This is a genomic window from Gordonia namibiensis NBRC 108229 (genome assembly GCF_000298235.1).
GTDB lineage: Bacteria > Actinomycetota > Actinomycetes > Mycobacteriales > Mycobacteriaceae > Gordonia > Gordonia namibiensis.
Map to the genome: position 1 here is coordinate 1 of NZ_BAHE01000030.1, position 22,048 is coordinate 22,048.

Consider the following 22,048-nt stretch of genomic DNA (forward strand, 5'->3'; position numbering starts at 1 on the left):
CCGTATCCGGGCGGCGGCCCTGGCTGTCCGGGCCCTGGCTGCCCGGGACCCGGCTGTCCGTAACCCTGCTGCCCATATCCCGGCGGCGGGCCGTAACCCGGCTGCGGTGGGCCACCCGGTCCGGCAGGTCCACCGGGTCCGGCGGGCCCACCCGGCGGCCGCGTCGAGATGACGCGGGTCGAGTCGTACCCCGACGGCGCCGGACCAGGCGGTGCGGCGGACGCGGGCGGAGCGGGAGGTGTCTGACCGGGTCCGCCCGTGGTGCTGATGACGCGGGTGACACCGTCGGCAGGGCTGTGCGACGGCGCGACCTCGGTACCTTCCGGACCGGCGCCCGGCGTGGAGGTCAAAGGCGTGGTCATGCTCGGGGTCGGCTGCACCGGTTCGGTGGTCTCCTCCGAGCCGGTTTCGTCGGACTGGCCGAGGAGTTCCGCCCGGGACACCTTCTGCGTCGGCTCGTACGGGGACTGGTTCGAACCGGGTGCCGAACCCGGCGGCACCTGATCCGACTGGGACTGGGGAGTGGAGGACGGATCCTGTGGATCCCCGCCTCCGGTCGGGTTCGACATCAGATGCCTTTCACAAGCCGTGCGTCGTCGCGGCGCGAGGATCGTTCGTTCGCAGCCGCGATGGCTGCGCAGGTCACAGAATAGTGAGAAAACGCCTCGAACTGGGCAGAAGTCGACGAACGCAGGCTCGGATCGGTCCGAAATTCGTTCAGTAGTAGTAGACGGAGTCCATCGAGTTGCCGGCGGCGATCAGGATGACGAAGAGCACGACCCACACGATCGCACCCAGGATTCCCAACCCGCCGGTGATGATCCCGGCCAGTCCCATACCGGTGCCGGTCTGGGTTCCTGCCGACTGCTCGACCTCGCGCCGAGCCATGAACCCGAGGACGACGCCCGCGATGCCGAGCGGCAGCGCCAGCGGGAAGCAGGCGGCGAGCATCACCAGGGCGACGATGCCGCAGATCAGCGCGCCGATCGCCTTGCCGTTGGTGGACGTCTGCGGGGCCCCGTAGCCGTATCCGCCGTAAGGTGCAGCGCCATAGGGATTCTGGGCGCCGTACGAGGCCGACCCGTAGGCGGGCACCTGCCCCGCCTGGTACGGATCGCCGTACTGGCCGTAGTTCGCACCCGGCGGCTGGCCGTACGGATTCGGGTTGTACGGGTCCTGGCCCTGAGGCTGACCGTACGGGTTCTGCTCATACGGGTTCTGCCCGTAGGGGTTCTGCCCATACGGATTCTGGCCGTAGGGATTCTGGCCCTGCGGATCCGACGAAGGGCCCGGCTGGTAGGTCTGCGCGAACTCGGTCGGGGCGTAGTCCGGGGAGCTCTGCCCCTGATCACCCTTGCTGAGGTTCGGACCCGATCCTCCGGGCTGCGATCCTCCCGAGGATCCGGAACCCGGCACCGTCCCCCAGTCGTCCTGGCCCTGGCCCGATCCCTGTCCTGGTGGATATGACACCCGCAACCCCCTCGTTCGATCCGATAAATCCGTTCCTCACCCTAATGAATAGACTCGAGCGGTGTCTGGCGTCATCTCCGGCTTCACGGTGATCTTCATAGTAGTCGGGGTCGGCTATCTGCTCGGTCGGACGCACGTGATCGGCGACCACGCGCATGAGGTCCTGTCCCGCCTGGTGTTCTTCGTCTTCACTCCGGCACTGCTGTTCCATTCGCTGGTCACCTCGGACCTGTCGGTGATCTTCTCCTCGACGCTGGTCATCGCCGGCGGTAGCGCGTTTCTCATCGCGGGCATCTATCTCGTCATCGCCAAGCTGTGGCTACGACGACCCGTGCCGGAACTCGTCATCGGATCGCTCGCGTCGTCGTATGTGAACAGCGTCAATCTCGGCCTGCCGATCGCGATCTTCGTCCTCGACGACGCGTCGTTCATCGCCCCGCTGCTGATGTTCCAGATCCTCATCCTGTCGCCGATCGCGTTGGTGACGCTCGATCTCACCGCCCTCGAACCCACTGCTGGCCGTTCCCTCGTCCGCAATTCGCTGATCGCCCCGATGACCAACCCGATCGTGGTCGGCGGGATCGCCGGACTGATCGTGTCGGTGCTCGGGCTGATGCCGCCGGCGGCCGTGATGTCGCCGCTGAAGATGCTCGGCGACGCATCGGTGCCGGCGGCGCTGCTGGCTTTCGGGATGTCGCTCACCGGCGTCCAGGTGTTCAAGAAGGGTGAGAGTCCGCGCCGCGACATCGCACTCGCCGCAGTTCTGAAGATGATCGTGATGCCGCTGACCGTGTACGCGATCGCGAAATGGGGTTTCGGCCAGACGGGTGAGGCGCTGTTCGCCCAGGTCGTGATCGCCGCGCTGCCGACGGCCCAGAACGTCCTCGTCTACGCCACCCGCTACCGGCGGGGACAGATCATCGCCCGGGACACCGCGCTGATCACCACACTCGCATCGATCCCGGCGATCGCCGTCATCGCTCTACTGCTCGCCTGAGGTCCTGCCGCGCCGGACGGCACCTCACGCGTCAGGATGTTCGCGCGGCACGACCTTCACCTCGACGCCGCCCATCAGCGCGAACCCGGTCACGCGCACGACAGGTGCGCCCGGGCGCGGCGACTTATGCGACTTACCGCCGAAACCGCCCATGATCCCCAGTCCGCCGACCTCGACGGTCACGCCTTCGGGAACCTTCACCTCGACGCCGCCCATGATCACGACGCATTCGATGGTGAGAACGGGTGCGGTGAACTCGACCTCGCGCAGGTCGATCTCGACGCCACCCATGATCGCCGTGGCGGTGAGGGCGTCGGCGACCACCGCGGTCCCCGAGAGCTCGCTGCCCGACATGATCGCCAGTCGATGACGCACCGCGGTGTCGGAGCTCCCGCCGGTCACCCGCGGGCCCGGCGACATCGACGACGCCGGCATCGCGACGCCGAGCTGTGCGACGGGGAGGTCGTCGGTCAGCTCGTCGAGATCACCGAAGGTCTTGGCCATCACCGCTTTTCCCGCGCGCTCCTCGTATTCGACGAGGGAGAGGCTGCCGTGGGCCATGGCTGCGGACAGGATTTCGTGTACCAGTTCCCGATCGGCGTCGGCAGCACGCAGACGCGCCCGTCGATCGTCGGGTACGGGTAGATCGCCGGAGGAGGTCACATCAGGAAACCCTAGTGGCCACACCGCGGTCCGACCACCCTGATTTCCACCCTGAGCCGACCCCGACGATCAGCCGCGGCGACGACCTTTCCGCGACTTCAGGTAGTCACCGACCACCGCGGCACCGAGACCGTCGACGTCGGGGGCGACGACGCGACCACCGATTCGGCGAGCGATCTGATCCATGAAGTGGGCCAGGCCGGGGTCCTCGCCGAGGCGGAAGAACGTGACCTGTGCGCCGAGTCGGGCGACATGGTCGAGTTCGCGCACCGTCAACGCGATCGTCTGCGGGTGCGGCGGATAGAAGAAGAACGGTTCGCCGCTGGGGTCGAGGTGGGCGGTGGGTTCACCGTCGGTGACCACCAGGACCACCGGCTGTGCGTTCGGGAAGCGACGCAGGTGTCGCTGCGCGAGCAGCAGGGCGTGATGCAGGTTGGTGCCCTGCTCCATACGCGGTTGCAAGCCGGTCAGTTCGGCGATGTCGATGGAGCGCGCGTAGCGACCGAAAGCGATGAGATGTAGTTCGTCGCTGCGGAACCGAGTGGAGATCAGATGGTTCAACGCGATCGCGGTGCGCTTCATCGGCGTCCAGCGACCCTCCATCTCCATGGAGAACGAGGTGTCGACGAGGAGCACGACCGCCGCCTGCGTGCGGCTCTCCGTCTCGGCCACCTCGACGTCGCGCACGTCGATCCGCACACCTGAGCGCGCCATCTCCGTGGTCGCGAGCGACGGCTCGGTGGTCTCGGAGACGGTGCGCAACACCGCATTCGACACCGTGCGGGTGACGTCCCACGGGTCGGTGTCGCCGAACTCCCACTCCCGGCTTGCCCCGGTCGGTTCACCGAGGAGCCCGGTCTGCCGCGTCTGTCGGTCGCCGCGACGCCCCGACAGCTGCTCGGCGATGTCGCGGAAGATCGACTGACCGAGCTGACGCATCGCTTTGGGGCTCAGGCGAAGCTGACCGTCGGCGGTCCGATCGAAGAAGCCCTGCTCCGACAACGCCTTCTCGAGCTCGGCGAGCATCCGTGCGTCGACGGCGGCCTCGTCGCCGAGCTGGCGGGCGAGAGCGTCGAGGTCGATGTCGTCCATCTGGGCGCCCGCGTATTGCTGGGACAGCTGCTCGGACAACGCTTCGAGTTCCGAGATGTCGCGCAGAGCCGCGGCACCTTCTCCGAGTCCCATCGGCTGGTCTCCGGAGAACGACTGCGCGTTGTCCCAGTCGAGCCCCGGTCGCGCCGCGCGCAGCTGCGAATCCATCTGCGCGAGTTGACTCATGAGGTCCGGCGACCCGAAGGCCTGCTGCGCCAGCTGATCCAGCTCGGCCTGTTGCTCCGGGGTCAGCGAGTTGTAGAACTGCTGGGCCGCCGCGGCACGTTGTGCCAGCGAGTCGATGAGTTCCTCGGTGTTGCGCGGGTTCTCCGGGAAGAAATCCCCGTGGGAGTCCATGAACTCGTCGAACTTCTCCGACGTGTCCTCGCCGCGGTTGTGCGCCTCGAGCAGCTCGTTGAGGTCCTTGAGCATGTCCGAGATCCGTTGCCGGTCGGCCTCGGTGGCACCTTCGAGCGCCTCCTTCATGCCGGCGAACCGCTGGTCGAGCAGCTCGCGGCCGAGGAGATCCTTGATCTTCTCGTAGTCCTCCCGGGCCTGTGGGCTGCGCCAGTTGTACTCCGACAGCTCTTCGACGGCCTGCGCCGTCGACGGCGGGAGGCTGCCGATCTGCATCTCCGCGAAACGTGCATCGTCGTCGAGATCGCGGGCGAGTTGCTTGCGCTCCTCGAGGACGGCGCGGTCGAGCAGTTCGCGGATCTCGGCGAACGTGCCGTCGAGGTTGCGCTTCTTCAGCAGTTCCTGCCGACGCCGGTTGACCTGTTCCCGGAGCTTGTCGAGGCCGCGCATGTTCGGCGTGCCGCGGCGCAGCAACTCCCGGAGGGCACGCTGCGGCGACGCGCCGGCCATGACGTCGTCGCCGATCGTCTCCAGCGCCTCGCGCAGGTCGACCGGCGGGGCGAGCGGATCGGGCCCGCCGGTGTACCGCTGGTAGCGCGAACGATGGAAGCTCTTGCGCGCCAATGTGTTCTCCCTCAGCCGTAGATGGTCTGGCCGGCCTCGTCGGCTTCCTTGCCGATTCGACGCGCCAGGAACAGACCCTCGAGTGCCAGTTCGACGGCACTCGCCCGCTCGCCCTCGATGTCGGCGTCGAGACGCTCGGCGATCGCGTCGAGCACGGCGCCGGTGGTCTCCGGGGACGGGATCGAACCCAGGAAATCGCCGGCCCGGACACGGTCGCCGGTCACGACCGGTTCACCGTTCTCCAGCGCGTCGACGAGCGCTGCCATGTCGATCCCGCCGAGATGCGCGCGGACGGTGTCGGCGACGGACTTGCGCATGAGGTGCTCGAGGATCTCCAGTTCGCGTCCCTCCTCGCCGGACTCGAACTCGATCTTGCCGCGCAACACCTCGACCACCGACTCGAGGTCGACGACGCGCGCGACAGCCTGCTCCTCGCCGGTGACCGCCGCGCGGTGAAGTGCCGCTGCGGCAACGGTTTCGGCCGCCGCGATCGAGAACCGCGCGGAAACACCCGACCGCTGGTCGATGGACGGATGGTCGCGGGCGTATCGGGTGAAGCGTGCCAGGATCTCGGTGATGAAGGTCGGGACGCTCGCGGTGAGGTCGGCCTCCTGCTCGATGACGGCGACCTCGTCGTCGAGTTCGAGCGGGTAGTGCGTACGGATCTCGGCGCCGAAGCGGTCCTTCAGCGGAGTGATGATGCGTCCGCGGTTGGTGTAGTCCTCCGGGTTCGCGCTCGCCATCACGAGCACGTCGAGCGGCAGCCGCAGCGTGTAGCCGCGGACCTGGATGTCGCGCTCCTCCATCACGTTGAGCATCGACACCTGGATGCGCTCGGCGAGGTCCGGGAGCTCGTTGATCGCGACGATGCCGCGATGCGCGCGCGGGATGAGGCCGAAGTGGATGGTCTCCGGATCACCCAGACTGCGACCCTCGGCCACCTTCATGGGGTCGATGTCGCCGACGAGGTCGGCCACCGAGGTGTCCGGGGTGGCCAGCTTCTCGCTGTACCGCTGCGAACGGTGTCGCCACTCGATGGGCAGATCGTCGAGCAGGTTGGCGGCCTTGCGGATCGACGCCGGGGTGATCGGCTCGTACGGGTGCTCGCCGAGCTCGGAGCCGGCGATCACCGGCGTCCACTCGTCGAGGAGTCCGACGAGGGTGCGCAGGATGCGGGTCTTGCCCTGGCCGCGCTCGCCGAGCATCACGACGTCGTGGCCGGCGATGAGCGCACGTTCGAGCTGCGGGATGACGGTGGCCTCGAAGCCGACGATCCCCGGCCAGGGGTCGCGGCCCTCGCGGAGAGCGGTCAGCAGATTGTTGCGGATCTCGTCGCGCACGCTGCGCTGCACGTGGCCGCTGGCACGCAGTTCACCCAGGGTGCGGGGTGACGGGTGGCGGGTTTCGGTCGACTGAGAACCATGGGTGGTGAAATTGTCCTCTGGCACGTGATCCACGCTACTCCGAGTTGTGATGTGCGTGCGTGGCGTACGGGGGTCAGCCGAGAGAAGGCGACCACCCCGGGTCTCGGCCGATGAACCCCATCAGGCGGCTGACGGCGTCGGCGTCGGCCGGCACCTCGACCCGGGGTCCGTACTGGCCCGAGTTCCGCAGCAGTTCGTCGATGGGGATCATCCCGTCGAGCAGCACCCTGGCGTAGCCGGGGTCGAGGTCCGGGGTGACGCCCTGCGACCGGGCGAGATCCCAGGAGTGCATGTACACGTCCGCGGTGTAGAACCGGTCGATCGCGTCGGCGAGGCGGTGCTCCCCCGCCATCGGGTGGGTGAACGTCTCCTGCGCCGACGGGCCGTCGAGGAGATCCTGCACGGCTGCGGCATGCGCCGACCATGCGCCCGCGGCATCGTCCGCGACCGCAGGTCCTCCCGGCAACCGCACACCGCCGGCGTCGAGGAACCCGGTGGACCAGTCGACGAGGTGGGCCACGACATCACGTGTCGCCCACCCGTCGACCGGTGTCGGGGCATCCCAGTCGGAGACGCCGGCGATCACGTCGGCGAAGCCGGCCGCGACTTCTCGATGCCGGTCGGCGGGGTCGAGTCCGGTCAGCGACATGGTTCAGACCTCGCCGGACTCGAGCAACTTGTCGAGGGCGGCGTACCCCTCGTTGACGCCGACCTCCATCCCCGACGAGAGCCAGGCGTCGCGGTCCGCGAAGTTGTCGCACAGGGACTGGGCGTGCAGGCGGGTGGTGCCGTCGCCGAGATCCTCGAACCACATGGTCTCCAGCGACACCTGATCCGGCATCCCCATCCAGGTGAAGGTCTGCACGATCTTGTCCTCGCCGATGGTGTGGAAACAGCCGCGGAACTCGTGGTCCTGCCCCTCGTGGGTCGACACATATCGCCAGGCGCCACCGTCGCGGGCATCCCATTCGACGATCCGGCTGGAGACCGAATCCGGACCGTTCCAGCGGACGAACAGCTCGGGGTCGGTGTGCAGCTTGACGAGTTGGGCCGGGGTGCCGCGGAAGTCGCGGGTGATCCGGATGATCGGCACCTCCTTGTCGGCTTCGATCGCGGCCTCGGGGTAGCGGGTTGCGGTGGTGCTCATGACGCCTTTCCTTTCCTGGTTGTGTTCTCGTCCTCGACCTCGGGACGTTCCGCCTCGGGGCCGTCGTTCATCTCCGCGAGCAGTGCGTCGAGGCGCTGGTAGCGCTTCTCCGCCCGCTGCCGGTATCGCTCGATCCACTTGGTCATGAGGTCGAACACCTCAGCTTCCAGATGGACCGGACGTTTCTGGGCCTCCCGGGTTCGGGTGACCAGGCCGGCGTCCTCGAGCACTTTCAGATGCTTGGAGACCGCCTGGATGCTGACGTCGTACGGTTCGGCGAGCTGGGAGACCGTCGCGTCGGACACCGCCAGTCGCGCAACCATGTCGCGTCGGGTGGGGTCCGCGAGTGCGGCGAACACCTTGGACAGCTCGTCTGTCATTCCACGTCCTCCTCAACCGATTGGTTGAATACAACGATGCACCCGCCCGGAACCATTGTCAACCCTTTGGTTGAATACGAGGCAAGAAAAAATCCCGCTGCCGGTTCGGCCCGTTCAGCGGGCAGAACAGCAGCGGGATCTCGAGTCGGCGTTCGGCTCGGGTAGCCGGCTCAGGCAGGTCCGACGGGCGCGTCCCCGCGCAGCGTGATGCGGTGCATGACCCGGCGGTTGTCGCCGTAATCGCGGTTGGCGTAGTGCAGGGTGTTGCGGTTGTCCCACAGCACCAGGTCACCGAGACGCCAGCGGTGGCGAACGATGTGCTCGGGCTTGGTGATGTGCGCGTAGAGCAGGTCGAGGATGCCACGGCTCTCGGCCTCCGAGACGCCCTCGATGTGGGAGGTGAAACCCGGGTTGACGAACAGCGACTTGCGGCCGGTCTCCGGATGCACCCGCACCACCGGATGACTCACTGGCACGAGCTCGGTGACTTCCTTGCCGTCCCAGGTGTTTCCGCGTCCGTCCCGGCGCTGCTTGAGGTAGTAACCGAATTCGCGGTTGCCGTCGTGCACGGCGGTCAGCCCGTCGACGAGGCGCCGGATCGGCTCGGACAGAGACAGATACGCGAGTTCTGCATCGGCCCAGTTGGTGTCGCCGCCGTTGCGCGGCAGCACGACCGGACGCAGGATCGAACCCATCGGCGGACGCGGCATGAAGGTCACGTCGGTGTGCCACACGTCGGCGAATCCGTTGTCGGCACTGTCGAGTTCGTAGACCTCGTCGGGCACGTCCCCGCTGTCCCACACCGGATGCCCGAAGGTGAGGTCGCCCAGCCGGTTTCCGAACTCGATGTGCGACGCATCGTCGAGATTCTGGTTCCGCAGCACGATGACCTTGTAGTCGATCAGCGCCTGACGGATGGCCCGCACCTCGTCGTCGGAGGCCGTCGCGACGTCGAGGCCGCGGATCTCGGCACCGAAGCTGGGGCCGAACTCGTCGACGTCGAGCTCGACGCCCGAGGAGACGATGCCGCCGGCCGGAGCGGATGCGCGGACGTCAGAAACGGGATGGGAGATGGTCATGAGGGTTCCTTCTCGAGGATGACTGGGAGTGGCGAGGAGCGACAGCCGCCGGCGGGGATCCGTGGTGGGATCCGTCGGACCAGTTCATCGAGTGGACCGTCATCAGACGCATCGACTCCGTTCCGTCCGCCGGCCCGATACACGACATGCTCGACGAGCAGTCGTGCTGCGGGGCGGACGGCGCGGAAACGGACACCCGTACTTTCTAATCCCCCGTCACCCGCTCGGACAGGGTTCGGCCCAGGGTGAGAAAAACAACTCCTAGACCGCCGCCCTCTTGACCGCGGCGCTCACCTCGGCGCGCAGCGCGGCGTACTCGGGCGAGCCCCGGAGCTCCTCCGGCGTCGCCCCGGTCCGCGGCAGCGGCGAGGCCAGGTCGAGGGCCACCTGCCCCGGCCGCCGGCTGAGCACGACGATCCGGCTGCCGAGAAAGGCTGCCTCGTCGGCACTGTGGGTGACGAACACGTTGGTCCGTCCCGAATCCGTGCTCACCGCTCGCAGATCCTCCTGCAGCCGTTCGCGCGTCAAGGCGTCGAGCGCAGCGAACGGTTCGTCCAGCAACAGCAGCGATGTCTCGGCGGCCAGTGCCCGCGCGATGGCGACACGTTGCTGCTGCCCACCCGAGATCTCCCAGATCTTCCGGTTCGCGGTGTCGTCGAGCCCCACGCGATGCAGCAACTCGTCACGACGAGCCGCACGTTCCGCCTTGGGGATTCGCGCGTACTTGAGTGCGAGGTCGACGTTGCCGCCGACGGTCCGCCACGGGAACAACCGGGGTTGCTGGAAGACGACGCCCGCGGTGACGCCCGGGACGGGCGCTCCCCCGGACACCTCGACCTGCCCGGAGGTCGCGGGCTCGAAGCCCGCGATCAACCGGAGCAGCGTCGACTTCCCGCATCCCGAAGCCCCGACTAGGACGAGGAACTCGCCCGGCGGCACCTCGAGGTCGACCGGACCGACGGCGGTGACCGCGTCGGCCCCGGAGCCGTAGGTCTGCGTGACGTCGCGCAGACTGATCGATCCGGTCAGGTCGGTGTCCGACGCCCCGAGACGGCCGGCCTCGACGACCTGGCTACTGCTGTTCGACGACACCCGGCAGGCCCTTGGTGTAGATGGCGTCCTGGAAGGTCTTCAGCGGCGGCGCCGATGGGATCTGCTGCTGCTCGGCGAGGAACTCGGCGGCACTGTGCAGGTTCTCGGCGAGGTTGCCCGGGTTGCCCTCGGTGCCGAGCCAGGTCGGCGAGGTGAGTTCGGCGACCGTCAGGTAGGTGCCCTGCTTCAGTTGGTCGGCCGCATCCTCGGGTGTCGTGTTGAGCTGCGCGGCAACCGCATCGGCGGCGGCATTCGGATCGTCCTTGATCAGGGTGAGGGCGCGCGCCTGGACCTTGCGCCAGGTGTCGACGACCTCCGGATGGGCGTCGGCGAACTCCGTCGAGACGACGCCGAGGTCGAGCGTCGGCTTGCCCGCGGTGGCGAGCTGGCGGCTGGCGATGATCGTCGTGCCGTCCTTGCGCAGTTCGTCGAGCGTGGGCAGCCAGGTGTAGACCGCGTCGACGTCGCCGCGCTGCCAGGCAGCCAGCGAGGCCTGCGGTTGCAGGTCGATCAGGTCGACGTCCTTGGGGTTCACGCCGGCCTGGTTCAACGCGGCGAGCAGGCTGTAGTGCGCGGTCGACGCGAAGGCTGTGGCGACGCGCTTGCCCTTCAGATCGGCGACGGTGTTGATGCTGGTGCCGTTGCGGGCCACGAGCGCCTCGTTGTCGCCGGCGACGTCGAGCACGAAGACGACCTGGTAGGGGATGTTCAGCGGTGCGGACAGGCCGCGGGCCACCGGGCTCGAACCGATCGCGCCGAAGTCGAGCTCCTTGGCGACGAAGGCGGTGTTGATGTCGGCGCCGGAGTCGAACTTGGTCCACTTGATGTTGTAGTCGGGCAGTGCTTCTTCGAGCCAGCCGTTGTTCTTGACGATCAGGTCGCCGCTCGGAAACGACTGGTAGGCGAGACGGATCGTCGGCTTGCTGCTGTCCTCGGAGTTGTCCACCGAGCACCCGGCGAGCACGAGCATCACTGCTGCCAGCACGCCGAGGAGGGCGCTCACCGAACGGGCTCCCCTACGGTTGCTCGCCCTCGTTGAGTTGATTGTCATTGCGTGTCAGACCTTTCCGCGCCAGGGCACCACTCGGTGCTCGATTGTTCGAAGGAGCCCGTCGATGATCAGTCCGGACAGACCGATGGCGATGATGCCGACCAGGACGACGGGGGTGTTGTTGTAGTTGCTGGCGTCTTTGACCACGCCACCGATTCCGGGAATGCCGTTGAACAGTTCGGCGGCCACCACCGACGAATAGGCGATGCCGACCGAAAGCCGTATGCCGGTGAAGGTCTCGGGAAGTGCCGACGGAACGACGACGTCACGGATCACCTCGGCCCGGGAGGCCCCGAGCGCACGTGCGGCCTCGATCAGGGCCACAGGTGCTGCGGAGACCGCGGCGGTCGTGGCGACGGCCGCGGGCGGCAGCGCGGCGAGGGCGAGCAGGGTGATCTTGGGCGCCTCGTCGATGCCGAGCCAGATGACGAGCAGGAAGAAGTAGGCCAGCGGCGGCAACGCCCGCAGGAACGTCAGCCACGGCTCGAGGAGACGCCGCAACCAGCCGACTGTCCCCATCGCCAACCCGAGCAGGACACCGAGGACGACTCCGATCACCACACCCGCGAGGACGCGGCGCAGCGTCATGTACAGGTGTTCCCACCAGTAGTAGTCGGCGTATCCGCGAATCCCGTTGTGCGTCGTCGACATGTCGACGAACGCCTGCCACACGGTCCCCAGACGCGGGACGAAGGTCTCGCTCCAGATGCCGCTGACGGCCACGAGCTGCCAGACGATCCCGAACACGAGCACCGACAGCAACGGCAGCCCGACGCGGGTGCCGATCGAACGCAGACGCGACGATCCACCAGCTGATTTCGGTTCCGAACGGCCCCCCGGCGCGTCGTCGGGAACGATGTCCACGAACAAAGTCACCGTGCATGTCTAGACGTCCGGCATGTCCGGAACCAGAGTTATCCTCGCGGCGAGGAAAAAGGCTTCCGCATTGCCGAATTCCGGTCTCGGTGTGCTTTCATGCCGCGAACCGGGGCCGGCCCGAGCTGATGCTCAGCGGACCGCGAGCCACACCGCGAGGCCGAGGCCGCACAGTCCGACGACGATCCGCAGCGGGCCGGCGGGCAGGCGTTTGACGACCGGTGGTCCGCACCAACCGCCGAGCAGACAGCCGATGGCCATCGCGAGAGCCGCCCACCAGTCGACGGGCCCGAAGATCATGAAGCCGACCGCGGCGACCGCATTGGCGACGCCGAGGAACAACGACTTCGACAGTGCCGCACGCCAGAGCGGCTCGCTGGTGACCACCAGCATCAGGGCCAGGATCATGATGCCCGCGCCCGCGCCGAAATAGCCGCCGTAGATGCAGATCAGCGTCAGCCCGACGATGAACACCCACGGACGTTCGGCATGCGAGGTCGCCCACCGCCGCAGGACCGGTTGCACGAGTAGGGCTGTGGCGGCGATGGCCACCAGGAACGGGACCATCGCCTCGAAGGCCTCGGCGGGCGTGAGGAGCAGCAGGACGGCACCGATGGTCCCGCCGATCAGGGCTGCGATCAGCCCGATGACGAGGCGGCGCCGGTCGCCGTCGAGCAGGGCCCTCCCCGACTGGGCGGTGCTGCCCACCCCGACCGCGACGAGTGCGACCGTGTTGGTCACGTTCGCCGCGATCGGGGTGAGACCGACTGCGAGGAGTGCGGGGTAGCTGACGATGGACGCCAGCCCGGTGATGTATCCGATCAGGCCCGCGCCGAAGCCGGCGACGACCAGTAGTGCGAGATCAGTGAGCGAAATGGCGTGCCCCGGTGAGGTAGAGCGTCACGCCCGCCTCGTTGGCCGCCTCGATGACCTCGTTGTCACGGATCGACCCGCCCGGCTGCACGACCGCCTTGACGCCCGCCGACAGCAGCACCTGCAGACCGTCCGGGAACGGGAAGAAGGCATCCGACGCACCGACGGACCCGGCCGCGCGATCGCCGGCCCGCTGGACGGCGAGGTGAGCGGAGTCGACACGGTTGACCTGACCCATGCCGACGCCGACCGAGGCGCCGTCGGAGGCCAGGAGGATGGCGTTCGACTTCACCGAACGGCAGGCGCGCCAGGCGAATTCGAGATCCGCGAGGGTCTGGGCGTCGGCCGGCGGGCCGGCGACGAGGTTCCAGTTCTCCGGGTTGTCGCCCTCGGCGTCGATGACGTCGCGCTGCTGGATCAGCAGACCACCCGAGACCGGCTTGGTCTCGACCCCGGTCGCCGACGGCGGCGTCGCGACGAGCACGCGGATGTTCTTCTTACGGGTGAGGACCGAGAGGGCGCCGTCGGCGAATCCCGGCGCGACGATGACCTCGGTGAAGATCTCGGCGACCTGCTCGGCCATCTCGACGGTGATCTCGCGGTTCGCCGCGATCACGCCGCCGTAGGCGCTGACCGGATCGCAGGCGTGGGCCTTGCGGTGCGCGTCGGCGATGTCGGCGCCGACCGCGATGCCACACGGGTTGGCGTGCTTGATGATCGCGACCGCCGGGGCCTCGAAGTCGTAGGCGGCGCGCCATGCGGCGTCGGCGTCGGTGTAGTTGTTGTAGCTCATCTCCTTGCCGTGCAACTGCTCGGCGGTGGCGAGGCCACCTTCCCCGGCGTTGCCGACATAGAGGGCGGCCGCCTGGTGCGGGTTCTCGCCGTAACGCAGGACGGCCGAACGGTTCCAGGTGGCACCGGCCCAGATCGGGAACTGCGAATCGTCCTCGGGTGCGACGACACTCGACATCCACGAGGCGACGGCCACGTCGTAGTCGGCGGTGTGGCGGAACGCCTTGGCGGCCAGCTTCTTCCGGTCGGCGAGGGTGAACCCGCCGGCCGAGATCGCCTCGGTCACCTGTCCGTAGTCAGCGGGGCTGGTCACGACGGCCACCGACGGGTGGTTCTTCGCCGCGCCGCGCACCATCGACGGGCCGCCGATGTCGATCTGCTCGATGCACTCGTCGGGGGTCGCGCCCGAGGCGACGGTCGCGGTGAACGGGTAGAGGTTCACGACGACGAGATCGAAAGCGGCGACGCCCAGCTCGGCGAGCTGCGTGACGTGGTCGTCCTTACGGGTGTCGGCGAGGATGCCGGCGTGCACCTTGGGGTGCAGGGTCTTCACGCGGCCGTCGAGGCACTCGGGGAAGCCGGTCAGCGTCGAGACCTCCACGACGGGGACACCGGCGTCGGCGATGGTCTTGGCGGTCGATCCCGTCGAGACGATCTCCACACCGGCGGCCTGGAGTGCGGTCGCGAGATCGGCCAGGCCGCTCTTGTCGTAGACACTCACCAGCGCGCGCCGAATGGGTCGGCGGGCGCTGTCAGCGGGCTGTGCGTTCACGGGATGCGGGCCTTTCGTCCATCGATGACTACTCCACGGGCGACCAGTGCGGTCACCACTTCGGCGAGCAACACGCGCTCGACCGTCTTGATGCGTTCGTGCAAGGTGTCGACGGTGTCGTCGTCGTCGACCGTGACCACCTGCTGCGCCAGGATCGGGCCGGTGTCGACGCCTTCGTCCACGAGATGGACGGTCGCACCGGTGACCTTGACGCCGTAGTCGAGTGCCTCGGGCACACCATGTGCCCCGGGGAATGCCGGCAGCAGGGCCGGATGGCTGTTGACGATCCGTCCACCGAAGCGTTCGAGGAACGCGGGACCCAGGATCTTCATGAAGCCCGCGGTGACCACCCAGCCGGGATCGACGGCGGCGACCGCCTCGGTGAGCGCGGCGTCCCACGCGGCACGGTCGGCGTGGTCGGCGACGCGGCAGGTGATCAGCGGGATCTCGTTGCGTTGCGCGATCTCCTGGGCCCGGCAGACGCGGTCGACCACGATGGCCGCGACAGTGAACGGGGCGTCGGCGGCGGCGGCGCGGGCGAGCAGCGACTCGAGCAGAGAACCGGTACCCGACGCCATCACCACGACGGGTGTTCGTACGGGCGCGGTCTCAGATGTCACGCCTGCGAGCCTAATAGCAGCACGTCGAGCGGGAATCGGCGGGTCTCAGCGCCGACGGCCGGCACCGGGTGTTCCCGGGTAGAGGTCGTAGTCGGCGTCGTCGACGAGGTCGCTGTCGTCGAGATCCTCGGCCGGGATCCGGTTGGCCGACGGCGCGGCGTCGTCGGCTGCGGCGGGCTCGAACCCGCCGTCCTCGTACTCCGCTTCCTCATAGACGGCTTCCTCGTAGACGTCGTACTCGCCGTCCTCGCCGTCACCCTGGTCGTACTCGCCGTCGGCGTCGGTGTACTCGACGTAGTCGTCGTCCTCGTCGAGGTCGGCGACGATGACGTATTCGTCTTCGAAGCCGAGGTCACCCGGGTCGTCGAAGTACTCATCCCCCACCGCGGCGCGGGCGGCCCGCGTCGACGGCAGGAATGCGTAGACGATCGCGAGGAGGATGCCGATGACCGCGATCCAGCCGAGCGTGAACACGCCGGCGGCGGATACGGTGACCGCGACGTCGCCGAACTCGCCCAGCGTGCCGCCGGCGGCCGCGGTCAGGATCGCCATGGCCGAGGCGGCGACGGCGGCGGCAACGCCGATCGAGCGCACGTGCGCGACCGGATTCAGGTCGCGACAGCGCCAGCCCACGAAGGCCGCGACGGCGGCGGGGGCGATCAGGCCGAGGAAGCCCCAGCTGCCCGCACCGGTTCCCTCGGGCAGGACCGCGAGCGCGGGTACGGGCGGGACCGCTCCACCGCGGACGGTGAACAGGTCGACGGTCATCGCACCGACCTGGACATCGGACCCGACGAGGATCGCGGTCGCGCCGATCATCAGGTTCGGCAGATACATCAGGGACAGCAGGCTGAGCCCGAGGAAGCCGTCGAAGTCGTAACCGGTGTCGATCAGCTCACCGATCTCGGTGTGCCGCATCAGCATGCGCAGGCACACCAGGACCGCGCCGGCGACCACCAGGGCCAGCACGGCGACGAGGCCGTAGCGGAAGCCGCGGCGGTCGGCGTAGGACATCCCCCACCGGGCCGCGAAGTCGTGTCGTCGGACCCACGTGACACCGGCCAGCGCGGCACCGCCGTGGATGCCGATCGTGTAGGCGAAGGCGATCAGCGCATTGGGTGTCTGCACCGGCAGCACCGATCCGCCGTCCATCACGATGGCCAGCGACATCGCGGTGATCAGGAGTGGGCCCACGATCGCCGAGCACACCACCGCCCCGACGTCGAACAGATCGTGCGCGGATCGTTGCGTGGGGCCGCTGCCGCCGATCGCGCGGGCCGTGAGGCGGGCGGTGCCGATCGCGACGACCAGGGTCGGCAGCAGCGGCAGGACACCGATCGTGACCCCGCTGATGGTGACCGGCACCTGGTGGATCGCCAGCCAGCTCGAGGCGATCGCACTGGGCAGGCCGGTGAGTCCGCTGCCCGCGAGCAGCAGCACCGTCAGCATCACGACGATGAGCGTGACCAGGGCGAGAGCGGGGACGGTGAACGCGACCACGGCCAGCTGCCGGGCCGACCCCTCGACGTCGTTGCGCTGGGCACGACGGGATCGTCGCAGTGCACGCAGCTGCGACGCCAGGTTCTCCGCGGTCGAGTCGGGCCTGAAGGTGGGCATCGTCATGAGCGTGGCATGGTCGGCCGCCGGGCCGTCGGAGACGCGCCGCGATGAGACGGAAAGCGTCTCACGTCACCGGGGACACGCATTGCCCCAGAGACGACAGGGCCCCGCCGACGCGTGTCGACGGGGCCCTGTCGGTGTCTGGATCAGCTACCGCTGCTGGTGGGCGGTTCGGGCTTCTGGAAGACCGTGGTCGAGTGATCGGCGGCCGGGCCGGCCTCGGACTCACTCGCGGAGGCGCCACCCGACTGCGCAGCACCGGACGACGCACCGGAGGCGCCTGCCGAGTACTGCCCCGGGGTGTAACCGCCGTATCCGGACTCACCCGGTGCCGATGCCTGGCCGGACTGGGCGCTCGAGTAGCTCTGGCCGGTGCCGGGAGCCTGCGAGTACGCCGACGGGTCGTAGTTCGCCGAGGACTGCTGCCCGTACTGCGACTGGCCGCTGCCGCTGCCTGCGCCGTACGCGGAGGCCTGCGCGTCGCCGTGACCGGCGCCCTGCTGGCCTGCCGAGGCGTCGGTGCCCGACGTCGCGGCCGTGATCGGTCCCGTGGCCGACGAGGGGGCCGCGAGCGCAGGAGCCACCTTGACGACGTCGGCTTCGACGAGCAGCCACACGATCGCGAGGAGCGCCGACAGCAGCGAGAAGATCAGCAGGACGATGGCGCCGGAGGCGTTGTTGTCCACGCTGAGGAACAGGAACAGCGTGATCAGGAAGGCCGGAATGGTCAGCGCTGCGACGATCGGAGCCGCCGCGACCTTGACGCCCGGGATCAACGAGATGAGCGCCAGGACACCGGCGACGGCGACGAGCGCGTACGGGGCGTTGAACGGCGTCTGGAACAGCTCCACCGAGAAGTCATAGGCCCGTGCGGCGGCGAGGAAGCCGGAGAACAGCACGACGAGACCGAACAGACCGATGACACCGGCCAGGATCGTCGGGGTGATCGCGGGCAGACCCTGGCTCGGCGGTTTCACCGGCTGCTGCTGGCCGTAGCCGTACTGTCCGTAGCCCTGCTGCGGATTCTGGCCGTACTGCTGCTGGCCGTAGCCCTGCTGCTGTCCGTACTGCTGGCCGTAACCCTGCTGCGGATTCTGACCGTACTGCTGTCCGTAGCCCTGCTGGGGGCCCTGCCCGTAACTCTGCTGACCGCTCTGCGGGTACTGCTGGCCGTACTGGCCGTGGGACTGTCCGGACTCGGGCTGCTGCCCGTAGCCCCCCGTTGGATACGTCATTGGCGATCTCCTGGTCGGCTCGTCTGGGTTATCTGGCTCAGGTCGCGCGCCGGTGATGACAGCATCGGCCGTCACCGCCCCGACGGGCACAACACCCGGCCCACGGTAGTACATGTGACCGGCGGGTCACATGGACCGTTCGACGCCTGCCGTCGACGCCACCGCCCACGCTACCGATGTCCGACGATGTCACGTCGCGATCGTGCACAGCCGTCACCAGCGATGAGCCCGGCCCTGTTCGGCGTACCAGTCGACGAGTGAGTAGTCGTCCACCGACTTGGGATCGATGTTGACCTCGGACCGACCGGCCAGAATCGCCGTGACCGGAACCTCGAGTTTCTTCCCGGTGCGCGTGTGCGGGATGCCCGGGGCCTCGATCACCTCGTCGGGCACATGGCGTTTCGACAGTCGGTCGCGGACCGCGGCGGCAATCCGCGCAATGAGGGCGTCGTCGAGGACGGCACCGGGGACGAGGGTGACGAACAGGGGCATCCAGTAGGCGCCGTCGGGGCCGTCCACGCCGAGGACGAAGGCCTCCGCGATCTCGTCGAGCGATTCCACGACCTCGTAGATGTCGGCCGATCCCATGCGGATTCCGTGCCGGTTCAACGTCGCATCGCTGCGGCCGTGGATGACCAGGGAGCCGCGTTCGGTCACGGTGACCCAGTCGCCGTGCCGCCAGACCGGCCCGTCGGGATGGGCGGTCGGCCCTTCCCACTCGTGGTCGAAATAGGCGGCGCGGTACCGCGCGCCGTCCGGGTCGTCCCAGAAGTGCACCGGCATCGACGGCATCGGTGCGGTGACGACCAGCTCGCCGACCTCACCGACGAGCGGTGTACCGTCCGGCGCCCAGCTCTCCAACGCGACACCGAGGTAGCGCACGGACAGCTCGCCGGGTACCACCGGCACCCCGACCGATCCGCCGGCGAAGGCCGACACGATGTCGGTGCCGCCGCTGATCGACGAGATCGGTAGCCCCCGCTTCACGTGGTCGTCGACCCAGGTGAAGAGGTCGGCGGCGAGCGAGGATCCCGTGCTGCCCAGGGCCCGAAGCGCCGACAGGTCGTGGTCGCGGCCCGGTTCGAGTCCGGCCTTGCGCGAGGCCTGGAGCTGCCCGGGCGAGGTACCGAAGTAGGTGACCTTCTCGTCGGCGACGATCTGCCAGAGCTTGTCGGCATCCGGATGGAGCGGGGAACCGCTGTAACAGACGATCCGCGCGCCGCAGAGGAGTCCGGCGACCTGGTAGTTCCACATCATCCAGCTGAGTGCGGTCTGCCAGAAGAAGACATCGTCCGACGACAGATCACCGTGCAGCGCACCGGCTTTGAGGTGTTCGACGACGACGCCTCCGTGCCCGTGGACGATACCTTTCGGGCGGCCGGTGGTGCCGGAGCTGAACAACACCCAGAGGGGATGGTCGAAGTCCACGAGCACCGGGCCGGCGTCGCCGGCCTCCGCGGTGAGCGCGTCGGCGTAGTCGATCCGCGTCGTGCCGTCCCCCGTCGGTTCGCCTGCGTCGCCGCCGATCGTGATGTGTGCGACGAGTTCCGGCAGCAGGCTCGCGAGTTCGGCGCTGTCCGCACGCTTGTCGATGTCCTTGCCGCTGTACCGGTATCCCGCGGCACTGAACAGGACCTTCGGTCGGAGCTGACCGAGCCGGCTCGCGGCACCCTGCGGCGCATAGTCCTGGCCGCACCCCGACCAGATGGCGCCGAGACCGGCGGTGGCGAGGAAGGCGACGACCGCCTCGGGGATGTCGGGCAGGTAGGCCGCCACGACGTCGCCGGTACCGATCCCCTGTGCCCGCAGCGTCGCGGCCAGGGAGGCGACCATGCCGGGGAGATCCGACCAGGCGATCTCGGTGCGTTCCCCGGCCTCGTCGAGTCCGACGATGGCGGCGCCCGGCAGGTCGGCGTGCCGCAGGATCTGGCTGACGTAATTCAGCCGGACACCCGGGAACCATTGTGCGCCGGGCATGGTCGGGTCGGCGAGCACGGCGGCGTCACCCTCGGCGAGAGGTTCGGCGGCCAGGGCGTCGAGGTCGAAGAACTCCCACAGGGCTCGCCAGAACTGTGCCGGCTGCTCCACCGACCAGGACCACAGCCGGTCGTAATCCGCGGCGTCCACGCCGAACCGGTTCTCCACGTGCCGGCTGAACCGCTCGATCGCGGCACCGGTCATCGCAGGTCCTCCAGGATGTGCGTGGCCTCTTCGCGCATCGCGACCTTGCGGACCTTGCCGGTGACGGTCATCGGGAATTCCTTGACCACGTGGACGTATCGGGGGATCTTGTGCCGCGCGATCTTGCCGTCGGCGAAGGCTCGCACGTCCTCGGCCGTGAGATCGGTGGCGTGGTCGCGGAGGCGGATCCACGCCATGAGTTCTTCGCCGTACTTCTCGTCGGGGACGCCGATGACCTGGGCATCGAGGATGTCGGGATGGGTGTAGAGGAATTCCTCGATCTCGCGCGGGTAGATGTTCTCGCCGCCCCGGATCACCATGTCCTTGATCCGGCCGGTGATGCGGACGTAGCCGGCGTCGTCCATCTCGGCGAGGTCGCCGGTGTGCATCCACCCCTCGGAATCGATGGCCTCGGCGGTCTTCTCCGGATCGTTCCAGTAGCCGGTCATCACCGAGTAACCGCGCGTGCACAGCTCGCCGGTCTCGTTGCGGCCGAGCGTCTCCCCCATGCCGGGAGCGACGATCTTGATCTCGAGGTGCGGGCCGACCTGGCCCACGGTGGTGACCCGGAGGTCGAGCGGGTCGTCGACCCTGGTCTGGGTGGACACCGGCGACGTCTCGGTCATGCCGTAGCAGATGGAGACCTCGCTCATGTGCATCCGATCGACCACCTGACGCATCACCTGTTCGGGGCACGGCGAGCCGGCCATGATGCCGGTGCGCAGCGAGGACAGGTCGGGAGCGTAACCCTCCGGAGCGGCATCGAGCAGTGCGAGTTCGGCGATGAACATCGTCGGCACGCCGTAGAGACTGGTGCAGCGATGTTCGGCGACCGCGTCGAGCGTGGCCTTCGGATCGAAGGCGGGACCCGGGATCACCATGGCCGCACCGTGACTGGTGGCGGCGAGATTGCCCATCACCATGCCGAAGCAGTGGTAGAACGGCACCGGCAGGCAGATGCGGTCGTCGGCGGTGTAATCGAGAAGCTCACCGACGAGGTAGCCGTTGTTGCCGATGTTGCGATGCGACAGCGTCGCCCCCTTGGGGAAACCCGTTGTACCCGAGGTGTACTGGATGTTGATCGGATCGTCGGCGGACAGCGACGCCGCGATCTCGGCGACCCGCGCCAGTTCCTCGTCGGAGGGGGCCGCGGTCAGCTCGGTCCAGGCCGCGGACTCGAATGTCACCACCTCCCGCAGATCCGGGCAGTGCGGACGCGCCTCCGCAAGCATCGACTCATAGCCGGAGTCCTTGAACCGTTCGGCCGCGAGGACGACGCTCGTGCCGGACTGCTTGAGGGCGTACTCGACCTCGTTCTGCCGGTAAGCGGGGTTGAGGTTGACCAGGATCGCGCCGATCTCGGCGGTGGCGTACTGGACGAGCACCCACTCGAAGCGGTTGGGCGCCCACAGTCCGACCCGATCCCCCTTGACCACGCCCAGTCGCAGCAGACCCGCGGCCAGCGCCCGCACGTCGCGGTGGAACTCCGCGTAGGTCCACTGCCTGCCGATGGCGGCGTCGATGAGCGCGACGTGATCGGCGTACTTCTCGACGGTCCGCGCCAGCGTCACGCCGATGGTGTCCGTCAGCAGAGCAGGGCTCTGCGGACCGTGGGTATGTGCGAGGTTCTGGGCGTGAGCGTCATTGCTCATGAGCGGGCTCCGGTCTCTCGATGATGTCGGGGGAACGAGGGGAAGCGGAAA

At 68.3% G+C, this 22,048-nt stretch carries 19 protein-coding genes and 1 pseudogene; 1 reads left to right on the forward strand and 19 read right to left on the reverse strand.

What is annotated here, in order from left to right:
• Positions 1-569: pseudogene (locus tag GONAM_RS22835) on the reverse strand (DUF4190 domain-containing protein); the annotation flags it as partial.
• 148 nt (positions 570-717) lie between these two features.
• Positions 718-1,470, reverse strand: a complete 753-nt coding sequence (locus GONAM_RS15785) for a DUF4190 domain-containing protein (RefSeq protein WP_040536711.1) — start codon at positions 1,468-1,470, stop codon at positions 718-720.
• Between the two features lie 61 nt (positions 1,471-1,531).
• Here GONAM_RS15785 and GONAM_RS15790 point away from each other — a divergent pair, with 61 nt between their 5' ends.
• Positions 1,532-2,467: an AEC family transporter gene (locus tag GONAM_RS15790; RefSeq protein ID WP_006867761.1), complete on the forward strand. Its 936-nt coding sequence runs from the start codon at positions 1,532-1,534 to the stop codon at positions 2,465-2,467.
• Between the two features lie 24 nt (positions 2,468-2,491).
• Here GONAM_RS15790 and GONAM_RS15795 read toward each other — a convergent pair whose 3' ends face one another.
• The 17 genes from GONAM_RS15795 to GONAM_RS15875 all read right to left on the reverse strand — a co-directional run bounded on the left by GONAM_RS15795 (position 2,492) and on the right by GONAM_RS15875 (position 21,997).
• Positions 2,492-3,130, reverse strand: a complete 639-nt coding sequence (locus GONAM_RS15795) for a DUF1707 SHOCT-like domain-containing protein (RefSeq protein WP_006867762.1) — start codon at positions 3,128-3,130, stop codon at positions 2,492-2,494.
• Positions 3,131-3,199: 69 nt separating this feature from the next.
• Entirely contained in the window at positions 3,200-5,203 is a 2,004-nt protein-coding gene (locus GONAM_RS15800) for a vWA domain-containing protein (protein WP_006867763.1), read from the reverse strand.
• Between the two features lie 11 nt (positions 5,204-5,214).
• The gene (locus GONAM_RS15805) at positions 5,215-6,660 is read right to left on the reverse strand and encodes a sigma 54-interacting transcriptional regulator (RefSeq protein ID WP_006867764.1); all 1,446 of its coding nucleotides are present in this window, start codon (positions 6,658-6,660) and stop codon (positions 5,215-5,217) included.
• A gap of 40 nt (positions 6,661-6,700) precedes the next feature.
• Complete coding sequence (locus GONAM_RS15810; RefSeq protein WP_006867765.1) at positions 6,701-7,276, reverse strand: maleylpyruvate isomerase family mycothiol-dependent enzyme; 576 nt, start codon at positions 7,274-7,276, stop codon at positions 6,701-6,703.
• A 3-nt stretch (positions 7,277-7,279) separates the two neighbouring features.
• Entirely contained in the window at positions 7,280-7,774 is a 495-nt protein-coding gene (locus tag GONAM_RS15815) for an SRPBCC domain-containing protein (protein WP_006867766.1), read from the reverse strand.
• Positions 7,771-8,154 carry an ArsR/SmtB family transcription factor gene (locus tag GONAM_RS15820; RefSeq protein ID WP_006867767.1) on the reverse strand — a complete coding sequence of 128 codons (384 nt, stop codon included), beginning with the start codon at positions 8,152-8,154 and terminating at the stop codon, positions 7,771-7,773. Before GONAM_RS15820 ends, GONAM_RS15815 begins: the two co-directional genes overlap by 4 nt.
• A 170-nt stretch (positions 8,155-8,324) precedes the next feature.
• The gene (locus GONAM_RS15825; protein WP_006867768.1) at positions 8,325-9,233 is read right to left on the reverse strand and encodes a TauD/TfdA dioxygenase family protein; all 909 of its coding nucleotides are present in this window, start codon (positions 9,231-9,233) and stop codon (positions 8,325-8,327) included.
• 261 nt (positions 9,234-9,494) lie between these two features.
• Positions 9,495-10,325, reverse strand: coding sequence for an ABC transporter ATP-binding protein (locus GONAM_RS15830; protein ID WP_006867769.1), 831 nt, complete (start codon positions 10,323-10,325; stop codon positions 9,495-9,497).
• Complete coding sequence (locus tag GONAM_RS15835) at positions 10,306-11,376, reverse strand: taurine ABC transporter substrate-binding protein (protein ID WP_040536714.1); 1,071 nt, start codon at positions 11,374-11,376, stop codon at positions 10,306-10,308. The genes GONAM_RS15830 and GONAM_RS15835 overlap by 20 nt, the downstream gene beginning before the upstream one ends.
• Before the next feature lie 6 nt (positions 11,377-11,382).
• Positions 11,383-12,252 carry an ABC transporter permease gene (locus GONAM_RS15840; RefSeq protein WP_006867771.1) on the reverse strand — a complete coding sequence of 290 codons (870 nt, stop codon included), beginning with the start codon at positions 12,250-12,252 and terminating at the stop codon, positions 11,383-11,385.
• A 132-nt stretch (positions 12,253-12,384) separates the two neighbouring features.
• A complete protein-coding gene (locus tag GONAM_RS15845) occupies positions 12,385-13,128 on the reverse strand; it encodes a sulfite exporter TauE/SafE family protein (RefSeq protein WP_083876435.1) in 744 nt (247 codons plus the stop codon).
• On the reverse strand, positions 13,115-14,689 hold the full coding sequence (gene purH, locus GONAM_RS15850) for a bifunctional phosphoribosylaminoimidazolecarboxamide formyltransferase/IMP cyclohydrolase (protein ID WP_006867773.1): 1,575 nt from the start codon (positions 14,687-14,689) through the stop codon (positions 13,115-13,117). The genes GONAM_RS15845 and purH overlap by 14 nt, the downstream gene beginning before the upstream one ends.
• On the reverse strand, positions 14,686-15,309 hold the full coding sequence (gene purN / locus GONAM_RS15855) for a phosphoribosylglycinamide formyltransferase (RefSeq protein ID WP_040536718.1): 624 nt from the start codon (positions 15,307-15,309) through the stop codon (positions 14,686-14,688). Before purN ends, purH begins: the two co-directional genes overlap by 4 nt.
• Before the next feature lie 45 nt (positions 15,310-15,354).
• Positions 15,355-16,926: a cell division protein PerM gene (locus tag GONAM_RS15860; RefSeq protein WP_006867775.1), complete on the reverse strand. Its 1,572-nt coding sequence runs from the start codon at positions 16,924-16,926 to the stop codon at positions 15,355-15,357.
• 149 nt (positions 16,927-17,075) lie between these two features.
• Entirely contained in the window at positions 17,076-18,164 is a 1,089-nt protein-coding gene (locus GONAM_RS15865; protein WP_006867776.1) for a DUF5336 domain-containing protein, read from the reverse strand.
• Between the two features lie 213 nt (positions 18,165-18,377).
• Positions 18,378-20,345, reverse strand: a complete 1,968-nt coding sequence (locus GONAM_RS15870) for an acetoacetate--CoA ligase (protein ID WP_006867777.1) — start codon at positions 20,343-20,345, stop codon at positions 18,378-18,380.
• Entirely contained in the window at positions 20,342-21,997 is a 1,656-nt protein-coding gene (locus GONAM_RS15875) for an AMP-binding protein (RefSeq protein WP_006867778.1), read from the reverse strand. Before GONAM_RS15875 ends, GONAM_RS15870 begins: the two co-directional genes overlap by 4 nt.
• Positions 21,998-22,048: the final 51 nt, after the last annotated feature.

Excerpts from the sequence above, each read along its gene's own strand:
- GONAM_RS15860 (WP_006867775.1), bottom strand. The coding sequence starts at position 16,926 with ATGCCCACCTTCAGGCCCGACTCGACCGCGGAGAACCTGGCGTCGCAG.
- GONAM_RS15865 (WP_006867776.1), bottom strand. The coding sequence starts at position 18,164 with ATGACGTATCCAACGGGGGGCTACGGGCAGCAGCCCGAGTCCGGACAG.
- GONAM_RS15825 (WP_006867768.1), bottom strand. The coding sequence starts at position 9,233 with ATGACCATCTCCCATCCCGTTTCTGACGTCCGCGCATCCGCTCCGGCC.
- GONAM_RS15870 (WP_006867777.1), bottom strand. The coding sequence starts at position 20,345 with ATGACCGGTGCCGCGATCGAGCGGTTCAGCCGGCACGTGGAGAACCGG.
- GONAM_RS15875 (WP_006867778.1), bottom strand. The coding sequence starts at position 21,997 with ATGAGCAATGACGCTCACGCCCAGAACCTCGCACATACCCACGGTCCG.
- GONAM_RS15815 (WP_006867766.1), bottom strand. The coding sequence starts at position 7,774 with ATGAGCACCACCGCAACCCGCTACCCCGAGGCCGCGATCGAAGCCGAC.
- GONAM_RS15835 (WP_040536714.1), bottom strand. The coding sequence starts at position 11,376 with ATGACAATCAACTCAACGAGGGCGAGCAACCGTAGGGGAGCCCGTTCG.
- GONAM_RS15810 (WP_006867765.1), bottom strand. The coding sequence starts at position 7,276 with ATGTCGCTGACCGGACTCGACCCCGCCGACCGGCATCGAGAAGTCGCG.
- GONAM_RS15820 (WP_006867767.1), bottom strand. The coding sequence starts at position 8,154 with ATGACAGACGAGCTGTCCAAGGTGTTCGCCGCACTCGCGGACCCCACC.